Here is a 13,398-nt window from a genome sequence, read left to right as displayed (position 1 = left end):
GGAACCGCGTGGCGGAATACGCGCGGCGGATAGAGGCGGAGGCTTTTGCCATAGAGCGCGTGGCTCTGGCCTGTAAGGAGGACGTCGCCGCCGAAGTGTCCGTAAGCGCACCGCCGGTCATCGCAACATCGCTGATCGGGCCGCGTCTCCAGCTTCTGAAGGAATCCTACCCGCACCTTCGATTGCGATTGCTTGGGGAGAGCCGAACCGTGTCATTGCCGCGCCGGGAAGCCGACATCGCCCTGCGCCTGACCCGCCCCGACGACATGAGCCTCGTCATGCGAAAGGTCGGGACGATAACCTATGGATTGTATGCTTCTTCGGAGTATCTCGCATCCAGAAGGGAAGAGGATTTCGAGTTTATTGCGTTCGATGAAAGTCTCGATGACGTTCCCCAGCAGGTCTGGCTCAAGAAACTCGCCGGTGAACGGCCTATTGTGTTTCGGACGAACGACCTTGCCATTCAATGCACCGCTGCGCAGGCGCATGTCGGCATCGCCGCCTTGCCCGGCTTCGTCGGTTGTTCATACGGACTGCAAAGAGCGGATCTGCAAAAGGCGTCAATCTCCCGGGATGTTTGGCTCACCTTTCATCGGGATTTGCGAGATAATTTCGCCGTTGCATCTGTCGCAGGATTTCTCGCGGATTGTTTGCGACCGGAGCGGACCGAAAACCAAACGGCGGCATAGACAAACGCCCCACATCGCGAAACGACGCTGTCGCACGGGCGGCATTGTACATTGTACCTGATATCACCGACCCGAATGGGACAAACTAGCAGAAGACGGTAGCACCTCGTTACCGGCCTACCCAAAAGACCCACCCCACAACCCTTGCCCACCGCCGCCCACCGGCGCGATGATCCGCTGTTCTCGGTGGAGGCGAGCATGAGCGTCACCGACGTCACGTTTGCGGGCTCGATTCCCGCGCTTTACGAAAAGTATCTCGGCCCTCTTCTCTTCGAGCCCTACGCCGAAGATCTTGCGGCGCGGCTCGCCGCTATCGCACCGGAGAAAGTTCTTGAGACAGCCGCGGGCACGGGCATCGTTACGCGCGCCATGGACAAGGCCTTGCCGCCCTCGGTCACCATCGTCGCTACCGACCTCAATCCGGCCATGCTCGACCTTGCTGCGAAGCGGCTCAATTCTCCGCGCGTGACATGGCGGCAGGCGGATGCGCAGAATCTTCCGTTCGAGGACGCCACCTTCGACGCGGTCGCGTGCCAGTTCGGCGTCATGTTTTTCCCCGATAAGATCGCCGCGCATCGCGAGGTGCGGCGTGTGCTCAAACCCGGCGGCGTGTTTGTCTTCACTGTCTGGGACCGGCTGGACGCCAATCCCGTCAGCAAGGCCGTCGCCGACGCTATTGCGGGTCTTCTCCCCGACAATCCGCCCCGTTTCGTCGAGCGCGTACCCTTCGGATACTCCGATCCCGACCGCATCCGTGGCGACATGGGGGAAGCGGGTTTCGAGGACATCAAGATCGAGGCAGTTGAAAAGGTCACCTACGCGCCATCCCCCCAGGACCTTGCTACCGGCCTCTGTCAGGGAACGCCGCTGCGCAACGAGCTGGAGGCCCGTGCGCCGGGACGTCTCGATGAGATTACGGAAAAAACCGCCGAGGCTCTTGCCGCGCGTTTCGGTTCATCGGCCATTGAGAACCGCATGAGAGCCATCGTCGTGACGGCGCGGCGCTAGAGCATGATCAGAACAAGTGGGAGCCGGTTGTTCGCCCGGATCATGCGGCAATCAGGAATCGAGAGCTTGATCATGCTTCAAAGAGACACGATCAAGCTAGCTCAATAGCGCTGCGGCACCACGTGGTTTGCGTTGAGCCCCTCTTCCATCCCCTTGGGCCTGGGTTCGACCTTGGGCACCTTCGGCAGGTCCACCTTGATCTTCTTGTAAGGGATCATGCTGAGCATGTGGGCGATGAGATTGAGCCGCGCGCGCCGCTTGCTGTCGGCCGGAACCAGATACCACGGCGCGTGGGGCGTATCGGTCAAACGCAGCATCTCCTGATAGGCGCGCGTATAGTCCCACCACCGCCGCACTGACTCGGTATCCATCGGACTGAGCTTCCAGTGCTTGACGGGATTGGTGATGCGGTCGGAGAAGCGCCTCAGCTGCTCCTCCTGGCTCACGTCCAAAAAGTATTTGAGAAGAATGATGCCGTTCTCCACGATCAAGCGTTCAATCGGCGGTGCGAGACGGATGAAGCGGTCATACTCGTCCTGTGTGCAGAACCCCATCACGCGCTCAACCCCCGCCCGATTGTACCAGGAGCGGTCGAACAGCACGATTTCACCCGCAGCCGGAAAGTGAGCGAAATAGCGCTGGATGTAGATCTGGCTCTTTTCGCGCTCCGTCGGCGCCGGCAAAGCAACATGGCGAAAAACGCGCGGGCTCGTGCGCTCCGTGATCCGGCTAATGACGCCGCCCTTGCCTGCCGTATCCCTGCCCTCGAAAATGACGATAACCCGCGCGCCTGTCTCCTTGACCCAGGTCTGCAGGCGCACAAGCTCGACCTGCAGCTTTGCGAGCTCGGCCTCGAAATCCTTGCGCTTCATCTTGTCGGAGCCGGAGGGGCGGCCCTCGTCCAAATCTTGCTTCGGGGAACGTTTGGGGGTCACCTGTTGCTCCTCCTGCTCGCCGCTCGCGCGGCTCAAGCCTTCGCCTTGCCCCAACTCAGGAAAAATCCGACATCGCCCGGCAGGCCATGCGGCCAGTCGATGATCATGGCTTTCAGCTTGTACCCGGCGGGTTTGAGATGGTCCCGCCAGAGTTCGTACGCCTGGCGCGGCCTTCCGGTCAGCATGTCGGGCCATTCCTCATCTGCATTGTTCACCGCGCGGCCGTGATCGGAGCAGAGATCGACGGGAAAGCGCATGACCATCAGTTCCGTCTCGCCGCGCGCGGCGGCGGCGCGCAGCTTGAACAGAAGATTCTCGATGATCTCCTTCAGCCGCTCTCCCGTCAGATCGACCGGCGCCGAAAGGGTTTTGACCAGATCCGCCCGCGCCTTGCCGGCGCGATCCATGGCATCGACCTCTTTCGAGGCACGCGCCATCTGCATCTCGGTCATGTATTGGCGCAGGTCAGCAGCGGACATGAACGATTCATCGCCCAATGTCTCGACGGACTCGGTCGGATGAGTTGTGACCATGGCGAAGCCTCCGAAGCGTCCTGCCAAGGCTAATTCGCAAAGCGGGGATTGGTTTCAGCGCTCGGCCGACGGAAGCACCACTCGAAAGTATGGCCCCGCTTTCGTCGAAAAGTGCGCTATTCTAAAGCGGAACAGTGATCCCGGAAAGCTATCGATGCGGCGTCTTCTTGCTCTCGGCCTCTCAAGCCTGGCCCTCGGCTCTCAGGCGGAGGCTGCTCCACTGGAGCGCGCGCCTCAAGCGGCACCACAGTTCTCACCCTGCCCACCCGGCTTCTCGGTGCTTCAGGACCGCACCACCTGTGTGCGCATCAGCGGCAGGGTGCAGGCGGACGCGGTGATGGGGTCAGCCCCTACGCGCGGCTTCAGTTCGGTCGGAATGCAGGCGCGCGGACGCGTCCAGCTCGACGTTCGCAAGCAGACGGAATACGGCCCTCTGCGCGCTGTCATCCGCGCAGAAGGCCAGACGCGATAAGCCGCGTCTTTTAGAACGTCATCGCCGCCGCGTTGATGATGCCAGCCGAAAGAGAGGCTGCGCCGAGGAAGAGCGCCGCCGCCATCTCGCCCGCCGCGATGCGCTGCGAGAGGTTCGGCATGACGATGCGCACCAGCCAATAGACCAGGATTTGGACCGCAAGGGCCACGAGACCCCAGACGAGGCAGTCCACAATAGTCTGCGCGTGCACGATGGCGCTGGCGAGCGGCAGGGCGAAGCCGACGAGGCTGAAACCGAGCGCGGTGGCCGCTGAAATCACATTCAGGCGGATCAGCGCGAACTCATTATGCATCGTCGCGAGCGTGTAGATGGTCAGGTAGAGCGCCACGAGGACCGTGGCGATGCCGAAGAATACAAGGAAGCTGGGCAAGCCCGCCAACGATGAAGCCATGATGATCCCCCAGGAGACGCTGTTGATTCGTTTGCGATCTTACGTCGCCTCGAAGGCAATCGCGACGCCGAAAGCGGCACTTGCTGGGACAATAAGCCTGCTGCCGATATGGTGATACGGCACTTCGGCCGCATCGAGCCATCGCGCCTGCCTTACGATGTCCTCGACGCGGACCGAATAGGCCACGAAGCACGGGCGGTCCCCGTCAAGCTCGATGGAGCCATAGACGACGAAGGCGTCGTCGGGGTTCAGCACATCCACGCGCCCCTGCGCGAGGCGGAACGAGAGGTCATGATCGGCGGGAAAACCCGGCTCGACGCCGGTAAGGGCCGCCAAAAACGTTTCATGACGCTCGGGACGCGGTGACACGAGCGCCACGGACGCGATGTCGATGGCCTTGTTGTCGTGGCGCTGGAAATCGGGGTTCCAGAAATTCTCGGGGAAATGCTGCTCGCAAACGAAAAAGCCCGCGCCCGGAGCCTGCTCGTCCCGCGCGAAGGCGAGCGAGAAGGCCACGTGGACCGGCGCGCCATCCGGGCGGCGGCCGCGACGCTCGAAGGTGAAGGGCTCGAAAGAGCCGATGCCCTCGCGCGCAAACAGCGCGGCATCCGCCTTCGCATCGGAACTGTCGAGGACAAGCATCGCCAGACCCTCGCGCCGCGCGAGATAGTCCCGCACGAAGGCTCCGAAGCTGAAACTGTGCGCGCCATGAGGCGCGATCTCAGCGCCCTCGCCCACCGTGATGAGTTCGATGAAGGATGAGTGGAGCTGGACAATGCGGTTCTCGGTGCCCCAGGGGTGCCGGTTGCGCGCGCCGACATGAAAGCCGAGCCGCTGATAGAACCCTGCTGCCTTGTCGAGATCGTGCACGGCGACGACCAGATGATCGATGCGACGTGTCATGTGGCACCCATGCTCTTGTTGCCCGCGGAGCCGGACGTTTCCGTTCTCCCTATGTCAGAGCCTTAGAAACGCAAATGGCCGGGTCAAGCCCGGCCATCGAGAGCGATGAGCAATCCGTCACACCAGACGGCTTTGTTCCACAGCCGCGTGGATGAAGCTCTTGAAGAGCGGGTGCGGATCGAACGGACGCGACTTCAGTTCCGGATGGTATTGAACGCCGATAAACCAGGGATGGTCCACATATTCGACGATCTCCGGCAGTACACCGTCCGGCGAGACGCCGGAGAAGCGCAGGCCCTTCTCCTCGAGCCGCGCACGATAGCCCATATTGACCTCGTAGCGGTGGCGGTGGCGCTCGGAGATTTCGGTGCCGCCATAGATCTCAGCCACCTTACTACCGGGCGCGAGGCTCGCTTGATAAGCACCGAGACGCATGGTGCCGCCGAGATCGCCGCCGGCCGCGCGCTTCTCAAGCTCGTTGCCGCGTAGCCACTCCGTCAGCAGGCCGACGACCGGATCAGGGGTCGGGCCGAACTCGGTGGAGCTGGCGCTTTCGACGCCCGCCAGCGAGCGGCAGGCCTCGATCACCGCCATCTGCATGCCGAAGCAGATGCCGAAATACGGCACCTTGCGCTCGCGCGCGAAGCGGGCGGCGCGGATCTTGCCCTCCGCCCCGCGCTGGCCGAAACCGCCGGGAACGAGAATGCCGTGGATGCCTTCCAGGAACGGAGCTGGGTCCTCGCGCTCGAAGATCTCGCTCTCAATCCAGTTCAGGTTGACCTTGACCTGATTGGCGATGCCGCCGTGGTTCAGCGCCTCGATCAGCGACTTATAGGCGTCCTTCAGGCCGGTGTACTTGCCGACCACGGCGATGTTGACCTCGCCCTCCGGGTTGTGGACGCGCTCGGAAATGTCGGTCCAGCGGGTCAGGGACGGCCCCTGGGCATGGTCGATGCCGAAGGCAGCCAGCACTTCGCTGTCGAGCCCGGCCTCGTGATAGGCAAGCGGCACGTCGTAGATGGAGGGCGCATCGCGCGCCTCGATCACCGCCGTCTCTCGCACGTTGCAGAACAGGGCGAGCTTGCGGCGCTCGTCCTTCGGGATCTCGCGATCCGTGCGGCAGAGCAGGATGTCGGGCTGGATACCGATGGAGCGCAGCTCCGCGACGGAGTGCTGCGTCGGCTTGGTCTTGAGTTCGCCCGCCGAGGGAATGAACGGCAGAAGCGTCAGGTGGACATAGATCGCCTGCCCGCGCGGCAGATCGTTGCCGAGCTGGCGGATCGCTTCGAAGAACGGCAGGCCCTCGATGTCACCCACCGTGCCGCCGATCTCGACGAGGACGAAATCGAAGCCCTCGTTGCCGGTCAGCACGAAATCCTTGATCGCGTTGGTGACGTGCGGGATCACCTGGATCGTCGCGCCGAGATAATCGCCCCGACGTTCCTTGGTGATGATGTCGAGATAGATCCGGCCCGTGGTGATGTTGTCGGCCTTGGTGGCCGGAACGCCGGTGAAGCGCTCGTAATGGCCGAGGTCGAGATCCGTCTCGGCGCCGTCGTCGGTCACGAAGACCTCGCCGTGCTGATAGGGACTCATCGTCCCCGGATCGACGTTGAGATATGGGTCGAGCTTGCGAAGCCGGACCTTGTAGCCGCGAGCCTGGAGAAGCGCTCCCAGGGCAGCCGAAGCCAAGCCCTTGCCGAGCGAAGACACCACGCCGCCGGTGATGAATACGTACCGCGTCATGGACCCCTATCCAAAAAGAAGGAGTGCCGATTCGCAATCGCGAATCGAGCCACTCAATGACCATCCACAAAAAGAGAGGGCCGGAGAGACCGGCCCGATCTTCGGCTTACTGAGACTGAGGCACTTGTGGCGCCGTCGGCGCGGGCGGCGGAGCCGCCGGAGCCTGGCTGCCGGGCTGCTCGCCCTGGAGCCGCTGCAACTGCTCAAGCATGTTGCCGCCTGCCGGAGCCTGCTGGCCGGCCGGAGCCGTGGGCGAAGCCCCATCGATGATCGAGCGCGGCGCAGAGCCACGACCCGCCATGATCGAAAGCGCCAGGCTCGTCACGAAGAACAGAGCCGCCAGAATCGCCGTCGCACGGGTCAGCGCGTTGGCTTGCCCGCGGCCGGTCATGAAACCGGAAACGCCTCCGCCTCCCCCGCCGCCGAGGCCCATGCCACCGCCTTCGGAGCGTTGCAGGAGAACCACGCCGATCAGCGCAAGCACGATGAGCAGGTGGATAATGATGAGAACTTGTTGCATCGATTCAAAAACCTCAAGCGGCCGCGCCGAAGGGCGTCAGCCGCTCGCATTTCTTTCGTTAGGCGCGCTGTAGCATAGGTGTGTGCGGGATCAAAGACCCGCAAGCACCCTTTATGACAGACACTTTGTAGCAATCGCCCCGCCGCTCCGGGCCGCTCTTCAGCCGAGATAGGCCCCGGCGATCCCCAGGAAATCGGCCGCGACGAGGCTCGCGCCGCCCACGAGGGCGCCATCCACGTTGTCCACCGCCATCAACTCGGCCGCATTCGAGGGCTTCACGGAGCCGCCGTAGAGGATCCGGACCTTGCTTTGCTCCGCCTTGCCGACAAGACGCCGCAGCTCCTGGCGGATGGCCGCGTGGACCTCCGCCACGTCGGCGGCGGTCGGGGTCAGGCCGGTGCCGATGGCCCAGACGGGTTCATAGGCAATAACGAGGTTCTGAGCCGTCGAACCGGCGGGAACGGAACCACGAAGCTGCTTGCGGACGACGGCGAGGGTCTTGCCCGCCTCGCGCTCAGCCTTGGTTTCGCCGACGCAGACGATGGCCGTGAGGCCGGCGCGATAGGCAGCGGCGGCCTTGGCCGCGACATCCGCATCCTTCTCGCCATTGTACTGGCGGCGCTCCGAATGGCCGACGATAACGTAATCAGCCCCGGCATCGGCCAGCATCTCGGCCGAAATCTCGCCCGTATAGGCGCCTGATTCCTTGGCGTGGCAATCTTGCCCGCCGATGGCGACCCGGCTGCCCACCGAGGTCACCGCGAAGATCGCGGTCAGCGTCGAGGGCGGGCAGATGGCCAGATCGACCTTGGCCTTGAGAGCCGCCGAATACCCTGCCTGGATCTCCGCCAGAATCTTGGCGGAAGCCTTCAGGCCATTCATTTTCCAGTTCCCCGCCACCAGTGGGCGCGGCCGATCGACGCTCATTAACGGCACTCCTGTCACGCTTGATCGACCCGCACTAGCAGAGGCCGAGGGGCTCTTTCAACCAGACTTGCCCTTTTCGCCGGGCCTCTGATCGGCTATCGCCGTTGACAAAGTGTTTTTTAGTGAACGGGTTCACGATGCTTCGAGGAATGCGCAACATCGGGCAAAGCCTGATCGGCAAGACCATCTTCACGGTCCTTTTCGGGATTCTGATCGTCAGCTTCGCCATCTGGGGCATCGGCGACATCTTCCGGGCCACGCCGCGCTCCACGGTTGCCCGCATCGGTCATACCGACATCACCATCGAGCAGTACCGGACCGCGTTCAACAACGAGTTGCAGCGCCTGGGCCGCCAGTTCCGCACCATCATCTCGCCGGAACAGGCGCGCCTCTACGGCATCGACCAGCAGGTCCTGAACACGCTCATCAGCGAGGCCGTCCTGACCGAGCAGGCCAAGAAGCTGGGCTTAAGCGTCTCCGATCAGACGGTCGCGCGCGCAATCGTGGACGATCCGAACTTCAAGGGCGCCGACGGCCAGTTCAACCGCGCCCTGTTCGATCAGGTCCTGCGCAATGCCTCCCTCTCGGAAGCCGGTTTCGTCAACGAGCAGCGCGCGGCCATGACCCGCATCCATCTCGGCGAGGCGATCGCGGGCGACCTGAACGTGCCAGTTGCGGCGCGCGAGGCCCTGAATCGCTATACCAACGAGAAGCGCGCGGCGTCGTACGTCGTTCTGAGCGCGTCGATGGCTGGTGACATCCCGGCCCCAACCAACGATCAGCTTCAGACCTTCTTCAACGAGCGCAAGGGCTCCTTCCAGGCGCCCGAATACCGCGCCCTCGCCCTGTTCTCCATCGACGCCTCGACGGTCGCGAAGCCCGAGACCGTGTCCGATGCCGATGCGCGCCAGCGCTACGAGCAGGAGAAGGCCAAGTTCGGCACCCCTGAGCGCCGCACGATCCAGCAGATCGCCTTCCCCTCGCAGGAAGAGGCGGAAGCCGCGTTCAGCAAGATCAAGGAAGGTGCGACCTTCGACGCCATCGCGGCAGAGCGCAACGTCTCGCAGCCGGATCTCGACCTCGGCACCTTCACCAAGTCCGAAATGCTCGATCCTGCCGTCGCGGACGCCGCCTTCTCGCTGGCGGAAGGGGCGACGAGCGGCCCCGTCGCGGGCCGGTTCGGCCCGGTGATCGTGCGCGTGACGAAGGTTCAGCCGGAATCCGTGCGCCCCTTCGAGGAAGTGGCCGGCGAAATCCGCCAGGAGATCGCCCAGTCACGCGCCCAGGAAGCCATCGAGAAACTGCACGACTCGATCGAGGATGCCCGCGCCGGTGCGCGCCCGCTCGCCGACATCGCGAAGGAAAAGGGCCTGACCCTGGTCCAGATCCCTGCTGCCGATTCCAAAGGCCTCGACAAGAGCGGCAAGCCGGTCGACCTGCCGGAGCGCGATGCGCTCCTGAAGGCCGCCTACGCCTCCGATATCGGCGTCGACAACGAGCCTGTCCGCGCCGCCAAGGGCGGTTATGTCTGGTATGACGTGACCGGCATCGAGCCGACCCGCGCAAAGACTCTCGACGAGGTGCGCGATCAGGTCGCCACCCTATGGCGTGAGGACGAGATCGCGCAGCGCCTGTCGGAAAAGGCCCGCCAGCTCACCGAACGGGTCGAGAAGGGCGAGACCCTCGAGGTCGTCGCGCAGGAACTCGGCGCGCCTGTCAAAGCCGTCACGGACCTTGCCCGCAACGCGGCGAAGGACGACCTGACCAGTGAGGCGGTGAACCGCATCTTCTCCATTCCCGTCGGCAAGGCCGGCAACACGGCGAACGGGACGGATGCGCGCGCGATCTTCAAGGTCACCTCGGCCACCGTGCCTCCGCTGGTCACGACGACCCAGGAAGCACAGCGTTTCGAAACGCAGCTCCGCAACAGCATGAGCGACGATCTCATCAACCAGTACATCGCCCAGGCTCGCCAGGATCTCGGCGTCACCATCAACCAGCAGGCGCTACGTCAGGCGACAGGCGGCGAATTGTAAGCGATGAGCATCACTCCGGATTTCGACGCTTTCGCGAAGGCCTATTCTGCCGGCGAGGCGGGCGTTCTTCGCACCACGCTCGTCGGCGACCTGCTGACGCCTGTCGCGGCTTTCATGAAGCTGCGGCATGATCGGAAGGGTCACGCCTTCCTGCTGGAATCGGTGGAAGGCGGCGCCGTTCGCGGCCGCTTTTCCATGATCGGCCTCGATCCGGATCTCGTCTGGCGCTGCCAGGACGGTGTTGCTGCAATCGACCGCAACGCGCTCAGCCACAGCCGCGACTTCAAGGCGGAGAGCCGTTTGCCTTTGGAGAGCCTGCGCGCCCTCATCGCCGAGAGCGCTCTGCCCATCGGCGACGATTTCCCGCCCATGGCGGCGGGTCTGTTCGGCTATCTCGGCTACGACATGGTGCGGCAGATGGAGCGTCTGCCCACCCCCAATCCGGATGTCCTGAAGGTGCCGGACGCCATTCTCGTGCGCCCCACCGTCATGGTGGTGTTCGATGCGGTGAAGGACGAGATTTCGCTCATCACCCCCGTGCGCCCGCTGGAAAGCGTGTCGGCCAAAGCGGCCTATGAATCCGCCCTTTCGCGGCTTGAGGCCGTGACCTGGGCACTCGAACGGCCCCTGCCCTTCGAGGATCGCAGCGATCCGACGACAATCGACTTCGAACCGCCGGTGTCGAACACCACGCCCGAGGAATTCAGGGAGATGGTCGCCAAGGCGAAGGAGTACATCCGCGCGGGCGACATCTTTCAGGTCGTACTCTCGCAGCGTTTCGAGTCGGCCTTTCCGCTCCCGGCTTTCGCGCTTTATCGTTCGCTGCGGCGGGTCAACCCTGCGCCGTTCCTCTGCTATCTCGACTTCGAGGATTTTCAGATCGTCTGCTCCTCGCCGGAAATTCTCGTGCGAGTGCGCGACGGCAAGGTCACGATCCGTCCCATCGCCGGCACGCGTCCGCGCGGCGCGACGGCGGCGGAAGATCGCGCCCATGCGGAAAGCCTTTTGGCCGACCAGAAGGAGCGCGCCGAACACCTCATGCTGCTCGACCTCGGCCGCAACGATGTGGGCCGTGTCGCGGAAATGGGTTCGGTTCAGGTCACCGACTCCTTCTTCCTGGAATATTACAGCCAGGTCATGCACATCGTCTCGAACGTGGAGGGCCGGCTCGATTCCTGCTTCGATGCGCTCGACGCGCTCATCGCCGGCTTCCCGGCGGGCACGGTCTCTGGCGCGCCGAAGGTGCGCGCGATGCAGATCATCGACGAACTGGAGAAGCACAAGCGCGGACCCTACGCCGGCTGCATCGGCTATTTCGGCGCCAATGGCGAGATGGATACCTGCATCGTGCTGCGCACCGCCGTCGTGAAAGACGGGCGCATGGCGGTACAATCCGGCGCGGGCATCGTTTACGATTCAGACCCGGCCTCCGAGCAGCAGGAATGCGTCAACAAGGCGAAGGCGCTGTTCAAGGCGGCAGAGGAGGCTGTGCGCTTCGCCAGCCGCGCGAGGATCGGGCAATGATCGGCTTGACCCGCTTTCTCCCTTGCGCAAACGTCGGTGCGCTATGACCCGCGTTCTTGTTATCGACAATTACGACAGCTTCACCTGGAACCTGGTGCATCTGCTCGCGCCGCTGGCGACCTCGGTCGACGTAGTGCGCAACGATGCGATCACGACGAACGAGGTGCTGGCCTCGCCTCCCGACGCCATTGTGCTCTCGCCTGGTCCCTGCACTCCCAACGAGGCGGGCATCTGCCTCGACCTCGTGGACCGGGCCTCGCGCCAGATCCCGACCTTCGGCGTCTGCCTTGGCCTGCAGGCCATCGGACAAGCCTTCGGCGGCACCGTCTCCCGCGCGCCGCTGCCGATGCACGGCAAGGTGTCGGAAGTGGAACATCGCGGCCAGACAGTGTTTCGCGGTATCAACGGCCCGTTCAAGGCCACGCGCTATCACTCGCTGATCGTGGATCGCGAGACCTGCCCCGTCGATCTCACCGTCACCGCTGAGACGGCGGACGGGCTCGTCATGGGCCTCTCCCACCGCATCCTGCCGATCCATGGCGTGCAGTTTCACCCCGAAAGCATCCTGTCGGAGCACGGGGTCACGATCATGCGCAATTTCTTCGATCTGGCGGCGGCGTGGAACGCCGAGCGTCAAAACCGCCCCAGCTAGGCATTGAGCACCGATGGAATCCTTCAAGCCCTATCTCGCCAAGGTCGCAACCGGCGCATCGCTGTCGCGCGATGAAGCTCGCGCCGCCTTCGACGATCTTCTCTCCGGTGAGGTGACGCCCGCACAGAGCGGCGCGTTTCTGATGGCTTTGCGCGTGCGTGGCGAAGCGCTGGAGGAGATCGTTGGCGCGGTGTCCGCCATGCGCGGGCGCATGTTGAAGGTCAAGGCGCCGGAAAACGCGGTCGATATCGTCGGCACGGGCGGCGACCATTCCGGCAGCTACAACATCTCGACGCTCGCCTCGATCATTGTGGCGGCCTGCGGCGTGCCGGTGGCCAAGCACGGCAACCGCGCAGCATCCTCCAAATCCGGCACGGCGGACGTGCTGGCGGCGCTCGGCGTGAAGCTAGGGCTCGAGCCGAAGGGCCTGGAACAGTGCCTGAAGAATGCGGGCCTGTGCTTCATGTTCGCCCAGACGCACCACGCCGCCATGCGCCATGTCGGCCCCGTGCGCGTGGAATTGGGGACGCGGACGATCTTCAACCTCCTCGGCCCCCTGTCGAACCCCGCGGGCGTGCAGCGGCAGCTTTTGGGCGTGTTTTCCGAAGCCTGGCTCGAACCGCTGACCAAAGTCATGAAGGAAATGGGCTCGAAGAAGATCTGGACTGTGCACGGTTCGGACGGCCTCGACGAGATGACCACGACCGGCGTCACCCATGTCGTGGCGCTGGAGAACGGCACTATCCGCCGCTTCACCGTGACGCCGGACGAGGTTGGGCTTCCCACCGCGAAGCTTGAGGACCTGAAGGGCGGTGACCCTGCGCATAACGCGGCGCAGCTTCGCGCCGTGCTGGAAGGCGCGAAAAGCCCCTATCGCGACGTAGCACTCCTCAACGCTGCCGCCGCTCTCGTGGTGGCAGATGAAGCCGCCAACCTGCGCGAAGGACTCGACCGTGCGTCGCGCGCTCTCGACAGCGGCGCAGCAAAGGCTACTCTTGAACGTCTCGTCCAAGCCTCGAACGCTTGAAGTCGGAACCCGGA

At 63.8% G+C, this 13,398-nt stretch carries 14 protein-coding genes; 7 read left to right on the top strand and 7 right to left on the bottom strand.

The features are described 5' to 3' along the window. Positions 1 to 8: 8 nt before the first annotated feature. Both HB375_RS11215 and HB375_RS11210 read left to right on the top strand, forming a co-directional pair. The gene (locus HB375_RS11215; RefSeq protein ID WP_343232395.1) at positions 9 to 689 is read left to right on the top strand and encodes a LysR substrate-binding domain-containing protein; all 681 of its coding nucleotides are present in this window, start codon (positions 9 to 11) and stop codon (positions 687 to 689) included. Positions 690 to 887: 198 nt separating this feature from the next. Continuing rightward, entirely contained in the window at positions 888 to 1,697 is an 810-nt protein-coding gene (locus HB375_RS11210; protein ID WP_167673059.1) for a class I SAM-dependent methyltransferase, read from the top strand. 101 nt (positions 1,698 to 1,798) lie between these two features. Here the strand turns inward: HB375_RS11210 and ppk2 are convergent, their stop codons facing one another. Both ppk2 and HB375_RS11200 read right to left on the bottom strand, forming a co-directional pair. Further along, a complete protein-coding gene (gene ppk2 / locus HB375_RS11205) occupies positions 1,799 to 2,569 on the bottom strand; it encodes a polyphosphate kinase 2 (RefSeq protein WP_167673270.1) in 771 nt (256 codons plus the stop codon). Positions 2,570 to 2,664: 95 nt separating this feature from the next. After that, positions 2,665 to 3,165 carry a hypothetical protein gene (locus HB375_RS11200; RefSeq protein ID WP_167673058.1) on the bottom strand — a complete coding sequence of 167 codons (501 nt, stop codon included), beginning with the start codon at positions 3,163 to 3,165 and terminating at the stop codon, positions 2,665 to 2,667. A gap of 154 nt (positions 3,166 to 3,319) precedes the next feature. On the opposite strand from HB375_RS11200, the gene HB375_RS11195 reads away from it, so the two are divergent. After that, positions 3,320 to 3,637 (top strand): porin, encoded by a 318-nt coding sequence (locus HB375_RS11195; protein WP_167673057.1) that lies wholly within the window; start codon positions 3,320 to 3,322, stop codon positions 3,635 to 3,637. A 10-nt stretch (positions 3,638 to 3,647) separates the two neighbouring features. Here the strand turns inward: HB375_RS11195 and HB375_RS11190 are convergent, their stop codons facing one another. From HB375_RS11190 to tpiA, 5 genes are all read right to left on the bottom strand, one after another. Beyond that, entirely contained in the window at positions 3,648 to 4,049 is a 402-nt protein-coding gene (locus tag HB375_RS11190) for a DUF350 domain-containing protein (RefSeq protein ID WP_167673056.1), read from the bottom strand. Positions 4,050 to 4,088: 39 nt separating this feature from the next. Continuing rightward, positions 4,089 to 4,952: a VOC family protein gene (locus HB375_RS11185; RefSeq protein ID WP_167673055.1), complete on the bottom strand. Its 864-nt coding sequence runs from the start codon at positions 4,950 to 4,952 to the stop codon at positions 4,089 to 4,091. A 117-nt stretch (positions 4,953 to 5,069) separates the two neighbouring features. After that, a complete protein-coding gene (gene pyrG / locus HB375_RS11180; protein ID WP_167673054.1) occupies positions 5,070 to 6,698 on the bottom strand; it encodes a CTP synthase in 1,629 nt (542 codons plus the stop codon). Between the two features lie 106 nt (positions 6,699 to 6,804). After that, positions 6,805 to 7,218 carry a preprotein translocase subunit SecG gene (gene secG, locus HB375_RS11175; protein ID WP_167673053.1) on the bottom strand — a complete coding sequence of 138 codons (414 nt, stop codon included), beginning with the start codon at positions 7,216 to 7,218 and terminating at the stop codon, positions 6,805 to 6,807. A gap of 159 nt (positions 7,219 to 7,377) precedes the next feature. Next, positions 7,378 to 8,145 carry a triose-phosphate isomerase gene (gene tpiA, locus HB375_RS11170; protein ID WP_167673052.1) on the bottom strand — a complete coding sequence of 256 codons (768 nt, stop codon included), beginning with the start codon at positions 8,143 to 8,145 and terminating at the stop codon, positions 7,378 to 7,380. 137 nt (positions 8,146 to 8,282) lie between these two features. On the opposite strand from tpiA, the gene HB375_RS11165 reads away from it, so the two are divergent. The 4 genes from HB375_RS11165 to trpD are packed head-to-tail and all read left to right on the top strand — an operon-like array spanning position 8,283 to position 13,384. Further along, positions 8,283 to 10,181 carry a SurA N-terminal domain-containing protein gene (locus HB375_RS11165; RefSeq protein WP_167673051.1) on the top strand — a complete coding sequence of 633 codons (1,899 nt, stop codon included), beginning with the start codon at positions 8,283 to 8,285 and terminating at the stop codon, positions 10,179 to 10,181. Positions 10,182 to 10,184: 3 nt separating this feature from the next. Further along, positions 10,185 to 11,705 carry an anthranilate synthase component I gene (gene trpE, locus HB375_RS11160; RefSeq protein ID WP_167673050.1) on the top strand — a complete coding sequence of 507 codons (1,521 nt, stop codon included), beginning with the start codon at positions 10,185 to 10,187 and terminating at the stop codon, positions 11,703 to 11,705. A gap of 43 nt (positions 11,706 to 11,748) precedes the next feature. Beyond that, positions 11,749 to 12,357, top strand: a complete 609-nt coding sequence (locus HB375_RS11155; protein ID WP_167673049.1) for an anthranilate synthase component II — start codon at positions 11,749 to 11,751, stop codon at positions 12,355 to 12,357. A 13-nt stretch (positions 12,358 to 12,370) separates the two neighbouring features. Next, positions 12,371 to 13,384: an anthranilate phosphoribosyltransferase gene (trpD, locus tag HB375_RS11150; protein ID WP_167673048.1), complete on the top strand. Its 1,014-nt coding sequence runs from the start codon at positions 12,371 to 12,373 to the stop codon at positions 13,382 to 13,384. Positions 13,385 to 13,398 lie beyond the last annotated feature (14 nt).

The organism is Microvirga terricola, assembly GCF_011777495.1.
Lineage (GTDB): Bacteria > Pseudomonadota > Alphaproteobacteria > Rhizobiales > Beijerinckiaceae > Microvirga > Microvirga terricola.
This window is presented reverse-complemented; position numbering and strand designations above follow the sequence as displayed.